10 protein-coding genes are annotated in these 18,414 nt (G+C 45.3%); 6 read left to right on the top strand and 4 right to left on the bottom strand.

Translation table 11 applies throughout. The features are described 5' to 3' along the window. The first annotated feature begins 8 nt into the window (after positions 1-8). Complete coding sequence (locus tag NSTC745_RS29030; RefSeq protein WP_445634093.1) at positions 9-878, top strand: DUF928 domain-containing protein; 870 nt, start codon at positions 9-11, stop codon at positions 876-878. A 599-nt stretch (positions 879-1,477) separates the two neighbouring features. Here the strand turns inward: NSTC745_RS29030 and NSTC745_RS29035 are convergent. The 3 genes from NSTC745_RS29035 to NSTC745_RS29045 form a co-directional block, all read right to left on the bottom strand. Continuing rightward, on the bottom strand, positions 1,478-2,080 hold the full coding sequence (locus NSTC745_RS29035) for an HPP family protein (RefSeq protein WP_445634094.1): 603 nt from the start codon (positions 2,078-2,080) through the stop codon (positions 1,478-1,480). Positions 2,081-2,431: 351 nt separating this feature from the next. Beyond that, positions 2,432-3,498 (bottom strand): ISKra4 family transposase gene (locus NSTC745_RS29040; RefSeq protein ID WP_445634095.1). Its coding sequence is split into 2 segments (ribosomal slippage): positions 2,432-3,342 and positions 3,342-3,498, totalling 1,068 coding nucleotides; the frame shifts between segments, so codons are not numbered across the junction. A gap of 404 nt (positions 3,499-3,902) precedes the next feature. Next, positions 3,903-4,508, bottom strand: coding sequence for a hypothetical protein (locus tag NSTC745_RS29045; RefSeq protein ID WP_445634096.1), 606 nt, complete (start codon positions 4,506-4,508; stop codon positions 3,903-3,905). Between the two features lie 60 nt (positions 4,509-4,568). Between NSTC745_RS29045 and NSTC745_RS29050 the strand changes: the two genes are divergently transcribed. Beyond that, positions 4,569-4,700: a hypothetical protein gene (locus tag NSTC745_RS29050; protein WP_445634097.1), complete on the top strand. Its 132-nt coding sequence runs from the start codon at positions 4,569-4,571 to the stop codon at positions 4,698-4,700. Here NSTC745_RS29050 and NSTC745_RS29055 read toward each other — a convergent pair. Continuing rightward, entirely contained in the window at positions 4,689-7,802 is a 3,114-nt protein-coding gene (locus tag NSTC745_RS29055; protein ID WP_445634098.1) for an ATP-binding protein, read from the bottom strand. The genes NSTC745_RS29050 and NSTC745_RS29055 overlap by 12 nt on opposite strands. 365 nt (positions 7,803-8,167) lie before the next feature. Here NSTC745_RS29055 and NSTC745_RS29060 point away from each other — a divergent pair, with 365 nt between their 5' ends. The 4 genes from NSTC745_RS29060 to NSTC745_RS29075 all read left to right on the top strand — a co-directional run bounded on the left by NSTC745_RS29060 (position 8,168) and on the right by NSTC745_RS29075 (position 18,156). Next, complete coding sequence (locus NSTC745_RS29060) at positions 8,168-11,113, top strand: NHLP bacteriocin export ABC transporter permease/ATPase subunit (RefSeq protein ID WP_445634099.1); 2,946 nt, start codon at positions 8,168-8,170, stop codon at positions 11,111-11,113. A 366-nt stretch (positions 11,114-11,479) separates the two neighbouring features. Beyond that, entirely contained in the window at positions 11,480-12,460 is a 981-nt protein-coding gene (locus NSTC745_RS29065; protein ID WP_445634100.1) for a phytanoyl-CoA dioxygenase family protein, read from the top strand. Positions 12,461-12,530: 70 nt separating this feature from the next. Further along, the gene (locus NSTC745_RS29070; protein WP_445634101.1) at positions 12,531-14,786 is read left to right on the top strand and encodes a hypothetical protein; all 2,256 of its coding nucleotides are present in this window, start codon (positions 12,531-12,533) and stop codon (positions 14,784-14,786) included. A 1-nt stretch (position 14,787) separates the two neighbouring features. Further along, positions 14,788-18,156, top strand: coding sequence for a type 2 lanthipeptide synthetase LanM family protein (locus NSTC745_RS29075; protein WP_445634102.1), 3,369 nt, complete (start codon positions 14,788-14,790; stop codon positions 18,154-18,156). Positions 18,157-18,414 lie beyond the last annotated feature (258 nt).

Here is an 18,414-nt window from a genome sequence, read left to right on the forward strand (position 1 = left end):
ACTCCATTATGACTAGAATAAATTTTCGATTTCCGCAGATATTAGTGTTTAGTCTTAGTTTTATAGTAGTTAGTTTTACACAACCCGCACAAACTCAACAACCACCTAACAATAACTCGAATAGTACTAAAATTCGCTTTATTCAGCCAACTTTAGAAAAAGAACCAGAAAACCGGGGTGCGCCTGGCGATCGCCAAGGAGCAGGAACGCGTGGTGATTGTCCAAATGTCAGCAAACCTCTAACTGCATTAGTACCCTTGATACCAAGAAATTTGAGTTTAAAGCAACAAACAACTACAGACAAACCCTTATCAAAATTTGTTTTAGGCTTAACAACTGCTGAATATCCTACCTTTTGGTTTTACGTTCCTTACCAAATTAAAGATATCGATGTTGTCAAGTTTGTAGTACTAGATGAAAATAATAATTCCATCACCAAAGAGCCTCTGTTAATTAACTTATCAGGAACGCCCGGAGTAATTAGCGTCCGCGTTCCCACAACAGAGAAACCACTAGAAATTGGTAAATATTATCATTGGTACTTCTTAGTTGATTGCAAATCACAAACCTCCTCTGAAGAATCAGAAGATATTGCTGTCGAAGGGTTAGTACAACGAATAGAACCGAACCCCGATTTAGTTCGTCGCTTAGGAACAGCAACACCGCAAGAACGTGTCGCCCTTTATGCTCAAGCGGGCATCTGGCAAGACGCACTGACACTTTTAAGCGAACTCCGCCTTGCTAAACCAAAAGATACCGTCCTAGCCTCTGACTGGCAAGACCTGTTAGAGTCTGTTGGCTTGGAAGACGTTGCCAGCGAAACTATTACACAGTGCTGTACTCCAATACAGGACTTACGCACTCAGGCTACTTTTTGAGGCTGGGTATTGATATCAAGTCTGGGAAATTAGTAGGACTTACACACTGTACAAATTAATCATGGTGTGCGTTTCTATGCATAGGTCGTTTCAGACCTTTATTAATCATTCTTTGATGATAAATAGACCTTGGGTGTAGGGGTACAGCACTGCTCATTGGTGTCAACTTAAGCTCAAACGCTTATCCCACATACGTTTTACCCCACCCCCAACCCCTCCCCTTGCCAAGGGGAGGGGCGGTTTTGCGTCAGCAAAGCCGGGGTGGGGTAACGCGGATCTTGATGGTAATACCATTTCACCAAATTCAAGATACAAATAATTTCTCCTCCGCTCCTCTGCTCCCCTGCCCCTCTGCTTGCCTAAATGTATCAAACTTAAAGTGAAACGGTATAACTGAGTAGAACTCGCTCATCACGTTTTCATCAGGGTTTCACGTTAAGTTGACACCTATGAGCACTGCTGTGCCCACACCTTTCCCCGCTTGCGTAGCTACCGTGTACGCACAAGTCTTTTAGAGCTGCTGTGTAAGAAACAGAAAATTAATTTTTGCTCTTCGATGCAACAAAGGTGCTGAATCAGTACGCTGTTTTCCTTTATCTTTAGATAATTTCTTTTTCTTTAAATTGCGGGGTTTTACGCATCATGCCCCATAACCAGTGTTTTGGATACGTCCTCTCTTCGGCTAAATTATTAAATATCACAGCGCATAGCACTAGAATCATCGATCCCTCAAAGGCAGGTGTTAGTAGAAATTGCCAGTCGGGTTTGGTCATCATGACGACTAATGCAACAGCACCCGAAGGTGGGTGTAGAGTTCCGGTAAGCTGCATGATTCCAATTGCACTAGATACAGCCATTCCCATTGCCAAGGGAGAAGAACCAAGAAAATGCAGAATTATCAGACTCACGATAGCAGCTAAAAGATTACCCCCAATAACATTGCGAGGTTGAGCCAAAGGACTTTCAGGAACACCAAATATCAAGACACTTGTAGCACCAAAAGGAGCCATCAGCAAAGGAGAATTAGTTTTTACAGCAAGGTAAGACGTTGCAGTGATAGCCAAGAAACTACCAATCCAACTCCAAAAAACGTGCCGATGATGAGGTCTGTCTATTGGACAGGTTAGCGGACACGATCGCCATCTGCCAAAGGTTTTAAACCAATAATTTTCCCATTTCAACCGAACTTTTTTATAGTCCATCGTGAATGAACCACTCGATAATTATGATTCCCTGAATTGACTGAGCAAGACTCGATCAAAGTTACAATAACATGACATTTCTCAAAAAAGCAGTAAAAAGTATCTAAAGATACAGATTTTTCTATTTGATTGGAAAATAGGTTAAATGGATAAATTTAATTCGCGTAAAATCAGGGCTAAAAATCTTACTGCAAACTAATTACTCAGTGAAATAAATAGACGCTTTTAGCGGCTTGTCGCTTTCCATCGCTTATTTGAAGGAAGCAATACGGGTAAGGATTGGAAGCAAGTCACCGGAGACTGTGGAAAGTTGGTGCTTGTAAAGGGGAGCATCTCAGTTTTTGAAGTACCTCAAACCGACAATAATCCATTAAGGTAGGCACAGCGATGGGCAAGGACTTGAGGCACATTTTCTCGTTTCCATTGTGCCCCGGAAATCTTTGTTCGACGGTCAACCTGTTTAACGGCAGATTCAACCGAACCAGAACCAATTGAACAAATTTGTTCAGCTTGATGATATTCGTAGTTAATAATGCGATCGCGATGCTTATCAAGATAACGGCAAAAGTTTTGTGCTTGTTTACCCTTACAATCAGTGAATAGGGCAATAGTAGCATCAACTTGCCCTTTCCATAGTAGAGCTTGTGCTTGTTTGAGGCGTTTTTGTGAACCCCCAACTTTGTGGAGGTTTTCTATCAAATGGAACCAATCAAGTACTTCTCGACGTTGCACATCAGGTGCTAGTTGGTCAATTATATTCCAGATGCCGTCATGTCCATCACCAATACAAGTGAGTGGGCTAGCCAGTGTTTGGTCATTAACCCAATCAATGACAACCTGATTATCTTGAAAGGACGTTCCAACCATTCCATTGTGATGTAAGCTAATCGCTTTATAGCCAAGCCAAGCACATATTTCACCTTCAGTAGTGCGGACACGAATGTTTCCACCATCGACGCTTAATTCTTCAACCGTCTCTTCTGGCATTGGCAATCCAAAGTTTTGACGATGCACCAATCTCTGCTGACTGCTGCGGGAAACCTGGATGCCTGTAAAATATTCGATATCTGCTGCTGCATGTTCATAGCTGACATTGGCACTCACACGTAGACAGCAAATTTCCAGATACGGACTTAGTTGATTGCTAGAAGCGACTCCCAATTGCTGCGTCTGCTTACTTGTAATTGGCAACTCTCCTAGAATACTTTTTAGTCGTCGTTGATACCCTGCACTTGTTCCCGTAACCGTTTCGATAAAAAAACCCCGACTTCTGGCATGACATGCTTTTGCATTTGACTTCGCACTGCCTCTTCAATTCCTGCAAGGCTTGTTAGTCTTTCTGGTGACGTATCTTCGTATAGTATTTTAGCGATCGCTTGAACATGTTCTTCAAGAGCTTGCTTTTGTTCTGGGGTCATCGGTAAGTAAATACACTCGTCTTACTTATCCTGACTGATTTTCGTCCTCTTTGCAAAAAACTGGGATGCTCCCCTTGTAAAGAGGGGAGGAAAACGGAAGTACAATAAGTTAATAAGAGTGCGATCGCTTGAGAACCCAGTGATGAAAGTAAGCTAAATTGCCTTATGCTTTTGGCATGGTAGAGTAAACCGACTGACGTAGATGCAATACCTTTTGAGACAGGGTTTAATTTTGAGGGTCAATCCTTGTTAGCTGTATCAAGATAGCCCCAAGCTGATTGAGTGCAGCGTTAGTGGTTCGCTGGTGCTGTTCGTGACTATCATGTAGTTCCAGCAGCAGTTCACAAAGGAGTTCGCAAACAAGTTTTAGAAGGGAATGTCGATTTTTGTGTAAAAAGATTAATTCACCCCAGCAGCCCTAGCAATATTTTGAACAATATTTCTAACTGCTCTGGCACTATGTACAAGTTTAAATCCTCATAAATTAAATTTTCTTGCTGCTGGAGAAAACCAAATCTCCAGATATTACCAATTGTTACAGCCCCATAAATTTTGGTTGCTTCCGACTCATTAATTTGTGCCAATGCTATCAATTCTACAGCTAATTGAGTAAAACCTCTGGTCAAGTCAGCATTTTTAGCTTCCACTACCAACAGTTGTTTGCTGTTTTTGATGTAGTAGTCTAATGTCCCTTTTAAGTATTCACCAGCATTCACCGGATACTCAATGTTGAGCTTAGTTTGGTAATAATCGCAGACTTCAAATAATATAGGAGCGATCGCCGCTTGTTTCCTAGCATCCTCCGTCAACAAACTAGTTAGCCGCAGATTTCTGTTGATAGTTGTATTTAACTGCTCAAAGCTACTTGGAAGGTTCTCAACAACAGGTAATTCTAATTTTTGACTAATATAATTGTAGTTAAGCTCTTTTAATATCTCTTCTATTGGAAAAGACATTTGGAAGTAATTATTAAAAGTGTAGCTTTGTCCTGGTTGTAATATTTTAGTCATCTAATTTCCTTCCTGGAGACTCCTACCATAGCTAGAAATGGGGCGTTACATAATTCAAGTGTGAATTCTAACGTTCGCTATGCAATATCCAAGGTGTACATCAACTCATATTCGGAAGAAGTGCGATCGCTTTTCTTGAGGCGATCGCTTGATTCATACTTCAATTATGTAACGCCGAATTTATTGCCCTGATGGGGTTGGATTCGGGTTGAGTTCAGCATTGATTAATGGTAGTCGAACCGTAAACGTTGCACCTCGCCCCTCTCCTTCGCTGGCTACTTCGATCGTACCGTGATGTAATTCAACCAGATGCCGGGCGATCGCCAATCCAATTCCCACTCCGCCCGGTGTATGGCGACTGGGCACTTCTGCTTGGGTAAAGCGATCGAAGACGGAGCGCAGAAAATCAGGACGAATGCCAATTCCGCTATCGCTGACCGTAATTTGAACGTAGTTAGTCATTAGTCCTTTGTCATTTGTCAAAAGTCCTTCTACCGATGACGAATGACCAGCGACCAATGACAATTTAACTTCTACCTTTCCTCCCTCTGGCGTGAATTTGATGGCGTTTTCTAGTAGGTTAGCAATAACTTGTTTAAGGCGATCGCCATCCGCAAACATATTGGTTGGCACTTCATTGGATATCGTTTCAACCAGTTTAATATTCTTTGACTTAGCCGTTTCTCGAAAGTTTGTTGTTACATACCGAATCAGAGAGGCGAGATCGATCGTTTGAGACTTCAGGCGCAGCTTGCCAGAGAGAATGCTTGCCACATCTAGCAAATTCTTGACCAGTTTGGCTTCAATCGTGGCGTTACGCTCGATCGTTGCTAACGCTCGTGCCATTGCATCGGGATCGAGGGATTGGGTTTGGAGGAATCGCACCCATCCCAAAACGATCGCCAGTGGCGATTGCAGTTCGTGTGTAACTGTCATGAGAAACTCATTTTTGAAGCGGTTGGCAGATAGTTCCTGGCGGAGTCGAGACATTTGCAGTTGAGTTTCCACCCGCGCTATTAGTTCGCGGGCTGAGAAGGGTTTGATCAGGTAATCATCGGCTCCGGCTTCTAGTCCTTCCACCGTTGCATCTTCCCCTGCTCGTGCTGACAGGAGAATAATTGGAATACTTTGGGTAATGGGATCGGCCCGCAAAATTTTGAGCAGTTGAAAGCCGTCTACTTCCGGCATCATCACATCTGCTAGCACGAGAACGGGCAGTTGTTGTTGGATCGCTTCGAGAGCGATCGCGCCATTGGCAGCCGTCTCGACCTGCCACCGTTCGCTCAGTAACCGCTTCAGGTAGTTCCGCATATCGGCATTGTCATCCACCAGCAAAATTCGGTTGGATGCAGAGGGGGGAATGTGGGTATATGTTGGTGCAAAGTTAATTTCTCTCCCTTCCTCAATTGAGACCGCTTGCGTGCTTTCATTTTCTTCGGTCAACCATCGTAACGCTTCCTCTACGTAGGGGGATGTCCCAGTTGCGGTTGATGCTAATGTGTGGGTTGCTCCAATCCGTTGGGCGGGTAAATGAGCGCAGCCAGTCGGAATGCAGACGCGAAAGCAACTGCCTTCTCCCTCAACACTGCTCACCTCAACCGTGCCTCCATGCAATTTGACCAATTCCTGTACCAGGGATAAACCAATTCCCGATCCTTCAAACGTCCGTCCCTGCGCTCCTTTGGCTCTGTAGAATCGCTCAAATAGATGTCCAATTTCTGCGGCTGGAATGCCAATGCCGGTGTCTTGTACCGCTAGTTCAACAGAGTTGCCAACCAGATGTAAACGAACCGTAATTGCGCCTGTAAATGTAAATTTAAATGCATTCGAGATTAGATTAAATACAATCTTTTCCCACATCTGGCGATCGACATAAATTGGCTCTCTCAGAGCCGGACAATCTATTACAAAGCGTAAAGAAGCTCGTTCAATTGCAGAACGGAAGACACTGGCTAACTCTGCTGTGAAGGTTGCTAAGTCTGTTGGTTCGTAAACGGCAGAGATGCGATCGCTCTCAATCCGGGAAAAATCCAAAAGCGTATTCACCAGTTTCAGCAATCGCAATCCATTCCGCTGGATTAATTTGAGCCGCTGCCGTTGATCTGGTGAAAGGGGACGATCTGAATCGCTCAACGCATCTTCAAGAGGCCCCAGCATCAGCGTTAGCGGGGTGCGAAATTCATGAGATACGTTGCTAAAGAAAGTCGTTTTGGCGCGATCGAGTTCTGCTAATGCCTCTGCTCGTTTTCGCTCTTCCTCATAGCTGCGAGCCGTAGCGATCGCACTTTCAACCTGTTGCGCCACCAGTTCCAGAAAGGAGCGGTACGCTGCATTAAACGCGAGACGGGGGCTGATTCCGGCCACCAGCAGGCATTCCACAATTTCTTTGTTGCTCGATAAGATTGGCACAATGAAAGCAGAATGGGGACTGTCGTTCCACGGTTCCATCGGTAGCGATCCGAAGCGCTCGATGACATCGGTCATCAGCAGCGGTTCACGGCTTTGCAGCACCTCCGCCAGCCGCCACCCTAAATCCGTTGAGGACAACCTACTCGCGTCAGCAGGCACGGTTAGCGCCACCGTTGCGGGGGCAGCGGCACTGTCTGGGGTTAGTCCACTGAGGGCTACCCGTTCTACCCGAGCGCCTTGAGAATGAACCTGATAAAACACGGCAAAGGGAATATCGTAAGGGTTGAGCGTAGCGGCGGCAGCGAGGCAGGCAGACTGTAGCGTTTTTGCCCCATTGCCAGCGATCGACAACTCTCGCAGGATCGTCAAGCGCCGTCGGTTCAGCACTTGCTCGGTGGTTTCATTGGTTGCAGTAGAAATTAACCCTCTGAACGTGCCTGTCTCATCCCGAATCGGGCTATTGGAGAACGTGAAATAAGCCTCCTCCAAATAGCCAGAGCGGAGGAGTTGAAAAAGTAAATCTTCCGCATAGAAAGCCTCACCCGTATCCCTGATTCCACTAAACATCGGGTTCATTTGGTCATCCCAAATTTCTGCCCAAGTCTCGCGTATGGGTTGCGCCAGTGCCTTTGGGTGATTTGCTCCATATATCGGAATGAAGCCATCGTTATAAAGCTGGAGGTAGTCATCCCCCCAAAGAATGGTCTGGGGAAAGCGAGACACGAGAATGGTGCTGACTAGCGATCGCAGCGTTGGCGGCCAGTTCTCCACGGGGCCTAAGGGCGTGCTCGACCAGTCCTTGCGTCGCATCAAAGCTCCCATTTCGCCACCGCCTGCAAGCAAAGTTTCAGATAAGGGCTTGGGAGATTCGGAAGCGATCGTCATACATGGCTATCCTCAATCGTGATGGAGTTTTAAGTAAATTCTACCGAAATTTATGGGGTTAGAGCCTTGCCCATAAGCGGGCAACTTTATCCTAAAAACGGCATTGTTGCATGAATAGGGAAAATGGTAAATTTTACTTATCCTCTATAGTGGCTAAACCTTGCACTGATTACGCAGAAATGGTTTGCAACCGTGACGTGAGAAAATAACTAAGCGGTAAATTTTTGCACCTAGCTCAAAAGCATAAATCAACCCAGGTTTTCCCAATAAAGCATATAACCAACATCAAAGAGTCAAAACAAATGCAAGAGAGCCTTGTATTTGTTTACAAACATCTTTGCATAACTTTTTAGTAGGTTAAAAAGATGCTTATTGAAAACAAAATTCCGCTACCAGGAGAGTACTATCGATTTAAAGGCAATCAACCTTTACTATTAGATGACCCCCAGACAGTTTGGATAGTGCGATCGGGTTCCATGTCGCTATTTGCCATTGCGGTTAACAATGGTAACCCAGAAGGAAAACGGCGTTACTTATTTAATGTCAAATCCGCAGAAGCGATGTTTTCAATAGCATCTGAGTTTCAAAGCCAGCAATTGCAAATTTTAGCAGTGTCCCTTGAAGAAACAGAACTGCTCAAAATCTCTCGCAAAGATTTTGAGTCGATTTTCCCAGACAAACAAGACTATGCAGTGAATTTGGTAAAGCGTTGGATATATCAATTGGGTTCGGCTGTGGCTTGCGAACCTAATCGTAACTTGAAAATTTTAAAGCCAGGAACTCAGTTCTTCTCCTTAACTCCTGGCGAAATATTCCAACCAGAACAAGGCAGCATATCTTGGGTACGAATTCAAAGTGGTTATGCTAATTTAATGGGATTTGCCGAACTAATTGTTGATGCTGCGTCTGGTCTGTTACCTGTGAGTGCTGATATGTGGTTGCAGGCAAAGAGCATATTAGAATTAGAAATTTTTCGTGCTGAAGATATCCAAGAAGCAGACACTTTAATGGTTAGTCTGGCTCAATTGCAAATGAATTTCCTGCAAATAATTAACTTGCTCTCTGAGCAAGAAATCCAGCAAGAAATCCAAAGGTGTCGGCAAAGAGAACACCTGAAGCGTCAAGTGATGAATGAAACTTTGGAGGAACTGTCATCTGTAGTGCAACCGCAGGAAACAGCCACTTCTTCACAGATAATACATGGCAATAATTCCTCAGACCAAGCTCTATTAGTTGCAGCAGGAGCAGTGGGACGTGCTTTAGGCATTGCGATTCGCCCTCCAGCTCGCTCGGAAGACCTCAAACGCCTTAAACACCCAATAGATGCGATCGCCCGTGCTTCACGAATTCGGATGCGTCGCTTGCATCTAATTGGCAACTGGTGGAAAAGTGACTGCGGCCCGATGCTGGGATACACTTTAGAAGACGAAAGTCCGGTGGCTCTGTTACCAGTTAAGAATCGTACAAGAGGTAACAGTTATGAGATTTTCGATCCCCTCAAGCAGACTCGCACTCCTGTAAACGAACAAAGTGCTGCTAGGCTCTGCACCACCGCCTATGTATTTTATCGACCTTTGCCCGACAAACACCTCAAAACCTGGGATATACTTCTATTTGCACTACAGGGCCATTTTCAGGATCTAGTTATCATCCTATTAAGCGCAATTGCTGTTTCTTTATTAGGGATGGTAACGCCCCAAGCTATTGCTATTCTCATAGATAACGCCGTTCCCGATAGCGATCGCGGACTATTGTTACAAATCGCTTTAGGTCTTTGTGCAACAGCTTTTGGAGGTACAATTTTTCAACTAGCTCAAGGGCTTGCCCTCATGAGACTAGAAACTTTTGCCGACTCATCCACTCAAACTGCGGTGTGGGACAGGCTATTGAAGCTAAGTGTATCTTTTTTTAATCAGTATTCTATCGGTGACTTAGAATCTAGGGTTTCTAGCATCAGCGAGATCCGTTCCATACTCAGTGGCACAGTTCTCAAAACTATTTTCTCTGGCGTGTTTGCCCTCTTAAACTTGGGATTGCTAATTTACTACAACGGTTCGTTAACCGCGATCGCTCTTGTTGCAGCTGTTGTAAATATTGCCCTGACTTTCTTCTCTGGTATGCTCACCCTGGGCAAGGTTCGTCCCTTATTGGAGCAACAAGGACAAATCTTTGGCGTGATGGTGCAGCTAATCAACGGGGTTGCCAAATTGCGAGTCGCAGGAGCTGAAGAACGCGCTTTTGCTTACTGGGGTAAACAGTATAGCCAGCAAATAAAATTAGTGTTGAGTACCCAAGCGATTGAAGACGTTCTCAACGTCTGCAATAAAGTTTTGCCCATATTCACATCTGGCGTGCTTTTTTGGTTTACTGCCACATTACTACAGCAGAGCCAGCAGACGGGAACTCAAGCACTATCCATTGGTACTTTCCTCGCGTTCAACTCTGCCTTTGGTACCTTTATTAGCGGTGCAACCAGCTTGAGTACAACCGTTGTCGATGTTCTGAAAGTCATACCTTTGTGGAAGCGTGCCCAGCCAATTTTGCAAGCCGAACCAGAAGTTAATAATAGTAAAGCAGACCCCGGCAGGTTATCGGGCAGAATTGTTGTAGACCATCTGGCTTTTCGCTACCGCGATGATAGACCCTTAATCTTAAATAATGTGAATATTCAAGCTGAACCTGGGGAATTTATTGCTCTGGTGGGGACTTCTGGGAGTGGGAAATCAACTTTGTTTCGCTTATTACTCGGATTTGAGACTCCGGAATCTGGCAGTATTTACTATGATGGACAGGAGTTGACAGGACTAGACATTCATGCTGTGCGCCGACAGATAGGTGTTGTCTTGCAAAATAGCCGATTAATGTCAGCTTCTATCTTTGAAAACATTGCCAGTGGTGCTTTAGTCACAATTGATGAGGCATGGGAAGCCGCGCGGATGGCGGGTTTAGCAGATGATATCCAAGCTATGCCAATGGGTATGCACACTGTTGTCAGTGAAGGAGGTGGTAATATCTCTGGCGGACAACGGCAAAGGCTGTTAATTGCTAGGGCATTAGTATTGAAACCACGGATTTTACTGTTCGATGAGGCTACCAGTGCCTTAGATAACAAAACCCAGGCTATTGTAAGTGAAAGCCTCGATCGCCTAAAGGTGACGCGCATAGTCATTGCTCACCGACTCAGTACAATCCACAATGCTGACCGTATCTATATGCTTCAGGATGGCCGGGTTGTAGAGCAGGGCAGTTTTGAGCGACTAGTCAATCAGCAAGGGCCATTCGCTCAACTGATGATGCGGCAAAAGCTATAAGCTTTATTCTCTTTTTCCTCTGCCTAGAGTGGCAAAAGAAACATATTATGACTTTTACTAAAAAAAATCTGCTCTAAAAAAGGGAGAGGCTATCGACGGCAGCCTCTCCCTTCGCTTTTTGTAGTGAATTAGTTAAGCTCATCCTACCCCTTTAAGGAGTGAAAGGGACAGTCGCTTTTGATACTCAGAGAGTTTTAATTGCCTGATGTCAGAGGTTTTCGAGCATTGTGATGCAACTGAACTATTCTTCACAATCTCAAAGGTTGCATATTTTGATTTCAGTTCTCCCAAGAAGTAATACAGAAGGCAATCAAACGATTACTTCAAACCAAATCAAACATCATTTCTCATCTAAATCTAAAATATATGCCTAACCCAAATTTGACAGACAGTGCAAACAATCCAATTGTATATGCGCCTACGCAGACTGAGCCAGCAAACAAATATGCAAATTACTCACAAGCGAGTTCAGCGTTTGATAATTCTGAGGTAGATAACTTCCCCTTGGACAGCGATTATGACCTCACAACCGAGCAAATTCATAACTTTCAGCACGATGGACATTTGCTGGTGCGCGGTGTAGTTTCTCCCAAAGAAATAGCTGTCTACAAACCTGCGTTAGTAGAAACGGTTGACCGCCACGATCGCGAACAGCAGGCGATGGAAAAGACTGTTAGCGGTCAAAGTCAAGGATGGCAGTTTGTTGAAAACCTTTACCTACTAGATTTAGTTGCCCAACGCTTTGTTTTAGCTCATCGGTTTGGCAAGATTGCTGCCGATTTATTAGGAGTTGATACTGTCCGCTTATTCCGCGACCAATCTTATTTCAAAAAACCGGGAGGCGGCAATACACCTTGGCATCAAGATGGTTACTTTATGCCCCTAGATACAACTCAAATACTCACAATGTGGATTGCTCTGTCGGAGGTTTCCCCAGAAATGGCACCGATGACTTTTGCTACCGGTTCCCACAAACAGGGCTATATCGGGGCTTCAATGCCGCTAGATGAGTCAATGGATGAGTTTGAGCAATCCATTATTAAATCGGGGTTTCAACTCAAAAATTATGGAGCAATGGCAGCCGGAGATGCGAGTTTTCATTCTGGCTGGACGCCGCACAGTTCGCGCAAAAACACAAGCGATCGCACCCGCGAAGCCTTAGTGATTGTTTATTACGCCGATGGAGCCAGGGTAACAATGCCCCCTGTACCCGCCGATGCTCTACCGCAGGAGCAGTTTGCCGCTGTAATTCGCCAACGCAACTTATCTACCTGTTTGCCAGGATTGAAACCCGGAGACTTGGCTGAAACTTCCATGAATCCAATTGTTTACCGAAGAACGACTTAAATTATTTTCTTATCTCAAACCTAGCAAAAGCCGAAACTAATCCGATCGCTTACTCATCTTTGTTTCTGTCATGGTTTACCAACGCACTAATACCTGGCTGTACTCTTTAAAAGACTCTCTGCAACCCATCAAGCCGCATCTCACCCCCCTAGTCTGCCCACAAGCGATAGAACAACTCGACTCTGTAAGCAGTTACTTTCCAGATGCGATCGCTTCCACTTATGGTTTTGAATATCGCCTGCAACCTTCTGCTCCAGTAGTTGACTTTGCTTTTCAAGTTACCGAAACCGGTCGAGAAATTTTAGCAGGCTTAAACCCCCACACACGTCTGTCGGAGGATTTTAACAAACATCTTGTTTGGCAACAAATTCAGAAGTTCTCTACCGAATGGGCAGATCCATCTTCCTTACTCCATTACTTCATTAGCGATCTTTGGTTAGAGTTTGATTTAAAGCTGGATAGCGATACTAGTGGTTTAGCAAACCAAAATTGCTGTGTAGACCCAGCAAGGGAGCAGGGGAGCAGGGGAGCAGGGGGGAATGAAGGTACTCTCTCCTCTGCCCCTCTGCCCCTCTGCCCCTCTGCTGGTCATCAGACTACTAGTACAAATAATATCCCCATACCTGCGTTATTTTTCGGAGTGACTAGCCCACCAGATAATTCAGGAATCTCCTTCAACTACTCCTGGATTTGGGAACAAGCTATGCCTTTATTATTAGGCACGCCCCTACCTCCCGCCTTAGAGAAAAAATTCATCGACTGTATCAAGCGGTTGCCTCCCCGAACCAGCATTTTTCAGGTTGGGCTGATGTTTTCCCGAAGCGTGGAAGCGATAAGACTCTGCCTTGTCGGTTCTGCCTCAGAATTGCTGCCATACTTGACTGAAATAGGCTGGACAGGACAACTTGCAGAGGTAGAAAAGCTCGTCAACTCCCTTTCTGGCTATGTTGATGGCATTATCCTCGACCTTGATATTGGCGAACAGATTTATCCGCGAATTGGCATTGAAGGAATTTTTCTCACCCGCTACCAAGCCTGCGTCAACGGACAATGGGAATCGCTCTTAGATTATCTCACTTCCCAAGGTTTATGTGCCAAAGAAACCAAGGATGCTTTGCTCAAATACTCCGGCTATAGCCTTGTAAAGCGTCTGGGCGATCGCATTTATGTCCGGGGGTTGAACCATATCAAACTCATTTATCAATCAGGGCAACCCCTAGCGAGTAAAATTTATTTTGGTGCAATGCATCAACCCCTGAGTAAAATACCTGGGCGTTCTGCTGGGACAGTAAGTACAGAGGACGCAACCAAGCAAGAACGTGGTGACGCAGACACTATCGAATCAGCCGTTACTTTTTTGCTAACTGCACGCAACTCCGAGGGGTGGTGGATTGATTTTCACCTAGCAGCTGGCTTGAGCGATGAATGGGTGACGGGTTATGTAGGAACAATGTTAGCGAATATACCCGATTCCCGCGTTCCTAAAGCTGTTTCTACAGCTTGGAATCTGCTCAATAGTCGCCGTCATCGCGTCAATGGCAAATGGGGTTACAATCGCTTGCCTCCTGGCGATGCAGATAGTACTGGTTGGGTACTCCAGCTTGCCCGCGCTATTGGTGAGAGTGATTCAGAACGGGCGTGTCAAGCGATGCAATCCCTAACAGATCATAAGCGGCCGGATGGAGGCATTTGCACCTATGAGAGTGAGGAATCGATTCGGGCTTTTATTCATGCTTCTCCTGAAATAGGATTTGCGGGTTGGTGCGGTTCCCATACTTGCGTGAGTGCGGCAATTGCAGCTTTGCCTGAATACCGCTCTCAGCTTCAGGATTATTTGCGATCGACTCAGCAAAATGATGGTAGCTGGCTGGCTTACTGGTGGCAAGATTCCGAATATGTAACGGCTCTAGCGGCTGAGGCGATCGCCGCTTGTTATCCCAATTCTGATTGTATTACCAACGCCGTGGTGTGGGGAATGAACCGCCTCAATTCCCAAGGATTTGTCGCAACTAGCGATAACCCCTCTGGTTCGCCATTTGCCACAGCTTGGTGCTTGCGACTGCTGATACTGAGACGGCAAGATACCGCAGTACAAGCAGCAATGACCAAAGCAACTGATTGGTTATTAGCACAGCAACAGCCCAATGGTTCTTGGGTTTCGTCAGCCCGGTTGCAAGTTCCATTACCGGATGACCTAAATCCCAATCAGTTTAATCAGTGGATTTACCACGGCACGATTCAAGGCAGTCTAGCGTTTGACAAGCATTGCGTCTTTACCACTGCCACCGTATTACAAGCTCTACATCGTAGTTTATTTGGTAAATAAGATGAACGCAGTTATTTCTAGTATCTCTACACAGCAATTGCCCGCGATCGCCAACCCGGTTATTTCCACAGCCCAGTTGCACAGTATCGTTACTCGCGCTAGCAGTCTGTTTGAACGACTCGATCGCCAGATTTTCTCACCCTCCGCTGAAACTGATGAAAAACTCTTGCAATCGCGTCTTGATACCTGGTGTCAGACAGTAGCGAAAGGAAATTTCGAGCATTTTCAACAATACTTGCAATGGGATGGGCTGAATTTAGAGACAGCAAAAGCCGCGATCGCACCTGTATATTTGCGCCACGATGCTCCCCTACCCAACTGGGCAAAGACACTCTCATCTGTTCTCAATCTTGCCTTTTCTCAGGCGGCAACAAATCCTGATGCGACGACTTCACGGCGCTTTTTGATTTCCCAGTCTCCCCTCCCCTTTGAAGAGATTCTCGCCCCATTTGTTCTATTTGCTCAACAAGAACTGATTGCTAGAACTGGCGAGTCTTACCAGAGATTAACCGATGAGGTTCATGGCGTGTTCGAGCGCAGCTTGCTCGGTCAGTTAATTGACATCGCCACACAGCCTTTACAGATAGCTTTTACCAGTTGGCGAGTCGCTCAACAATCTTCTTTTACCCGTCTACTGACACAGACACAAGAACTCCAAAGCCGCAGCCTCTATATCCGGTTTGTTCGGGAAATGTTGCAGGGCAAACTAACTTCTTTTTTTGTAGAATATGCTGCTTTAGCAAGGTTACTGGCTACGACAACCGAGCTTTGGGTAGAATCCCAGCTAGAATTTCTGCATCACTTGGACGCAGACTGGTCAGAAATTGCAGAGAAATTTAACAACGGCGTACCTCTTGGTCAGGTGACATCGGTGCAGCCTCTCCGATCTGACCCCCATCGGGGCAGACGCTCTGTAATTACGCTGAAAATTGAGCCAAATCTGCACTTAGTTTACAAACCCAAGCATTTAGGCATTGAACAGGCGTACAATCAGCTTTTAACTTGGTTAAACGAACAGGGTTCTCCTCTGCCTCTAAAAACCTTGCAAGTAATTAACCGCGATAGTCACGGCTGGGTGGAGTTTGTCACCTCCCAAGCCTGTGAAGATACAGCCCAAATAAAACGCCATTACCAACGGGCAGGAATGTTACTTTGTTTGGTTTACGTGCTAGATGCTACTGATTGTCACTACGAAAATATTATTGCCTCTGGAGAACATCTAGTTCTGATTGATACCGAAACTGTGATGCAGCATCGACCGAAAAACGAGTCATGGGCAAACCTACAGACTGCTCAACAACTCGCATTCCACCGCGTAGATAATTCTGTGATGCGTACTGCCCTATTACCCGTCTGGCATCCAGCATCCAATGGTAACTCAGGCTTTGATTTCAGCGGGTTAGGCAGCCACAACCAAGAGACTAGGCATTATAAAGGACTCCAGTGGTCTGGCGTGAATACAGACCAGATGGCTTTAAATCAAAAGCTGCTGGCGATCGATCCATTTTTAGCTCATGTGCCGACCTTAAATGGACAACCTGCCAATTTATCAGACTGGATTGAGGCAGTGGTAGAAGGATTTGAGCAGATGTATCGCTTTCTGCAACAGAAACAAGACCTGCTACTCTCCCCAGATAGCCTGCTGTGGACAATGGCAAAACAGCTTGTGCGCTTTGTGTTTCGCCCGACAAACACTTATTCGAGAATGTTAAACAAGCTCCGTAATTCAGAGTACTTGCGGGATGGAGTTGACCGCAGTATTGGACTGGAAATCCTCAAGTTGACAGCAGCAGGCGCAACTGAAAAACCAAAATTCTGGCCTCTTCTCCAGTCTGAACGCCAACAAATGGAGCAGTTGGATGTTCCTTTTTTCTCAATTTATCCTGATACAGATGTGTTGGAGTTATCGCCAGATAGTCGCGTTGAGGGATTTTTCCAAGGTTCTAGCTTTGAGTTAGTACTAGAGCGCATCAAGAACCTGAGCAAATCTGACTTGGCGATACAAGTTGATTTTATCCGCAACACTCTATATTTGAGAATGATTCCCGGTCAAGAGCTTGCTGCACCTGAAAAACCTGCCAATCAAACCTCTCTAAGGGTGCAGGAATCATCTGAGGTGATGCTGGATGAGTCAGATTTGGTTGCTGAGGTAATGGCAATTGCCCGTAGATTACAGGAGCGAGCGATTTACGCTCCTGATGGGTCTGTAACTTGGCTTGCTCCTCAGTTTATCGCTCAACAACAGCGATTCCAGTTTCAACCCACTGAACTCAGCCTTTTTGATGGCAAATTAGGAATTGCATTATTTCTGGCAGCATTAGAGCATATTAAAAAAGATGGAGAGTTTCGAGAACTGTGTTTGGGAGCGTTGCAAGAGTTTCGTCAGGCGTTAGCCAAAATTGAACACCCAAAAGGTGAATTCTCAAACCTGAATCTTGGCTTATCAACTGGACTGGGAGGATGGATTTACAGCCTGACTAAAATCGGTCAATTTCTGAATGACGATCGCTTGCTTGCAGATGCTCTAAATTTGGCATACTCGATAGTACCAGAAGCAATTACTAGCGATCGCAGTTTGGATATCGCTGGCGGTACAGCAGGTACGCTTTTGAGTTTATTGGCATTGTACCAAGTTGTTCGCGATCCAATTGTGCTGAAACGTGCCTGCCTGATTGGTCGTCATTTATTAACCCAAAGTGTAATAACTTCTAAAGGCAGAGCTTGGAAAACCCTGGATGGTCGATTGTTAACAGGCTTTTCCCACGGAGCAGCCGGAATTGCCTACGCCCTGCTGAAACTGGCACAGGTGACGAATGATGCTGAGTTTCGGACGGCTGCCGCAGAAGCGATCGCCTACGAACAAAGTATATTTTTACCAGAGGTAGGCAACTGGCCCGATCTGAGGGACTTTTCTAAATTTCTCCAAGCAACTGCCAAATCCGAATCTTCTTCACTGATGTCTAGTTGGTGTCACGGAGCAACTGGTATCGGTTTAGCCCGCCTTGGCGGACTGCCAATGTTAGAAACTGAAGCAATTCATCAAGATATCCAAGTCGCAATCAAAACTACCCAAAAGCAACTCACCCAGAAACGAGGGATAGTAAACCAGCTATGCTGCGGTCAGATGGGACAGATTGAATTTCTGCTATGTGCAGCCAGCCGATTGGGAAAACCAGATTTATTGACAAATGCCAGATTCCATGCAATACAGGTTGTGCGGCAAGCAAGGCAGAAAGGGTATTATCTCGAACCCGCCTTACACTCAAGCGTATACGTTCCTGGCTTGTTCCGGGGAGAGGTTGGTATTGGCTATACTTTGCTGCGCCTAACTCATCTGGAACAACTACCTTCAATTCTGTTATGGGAATAGCAGCTTTTGAATTTACCGCGACGCGATCCTACGCATTACGTTGCGGTAAGCTGTTTCTTTTTGTCACAATTGGTTTTGCAGTTGTATTCGTCTTGAGTTTCTTTTCTTTCTAAACCAGTTTGCAGCACCCGATCGCTGTTCCAGTTTCACTATTGATGTTGTCACTTTAAGTCTTAAGCTGTTACGCATTGAAATTGCACATTAACTATCATTTACTGCCAAAGAGCGATCGCTAATCTGATTTTTCAGTACAAAAAT

Source organism: Nostoc sp. DSM 114161 (genome assembly GCF_052692665.1).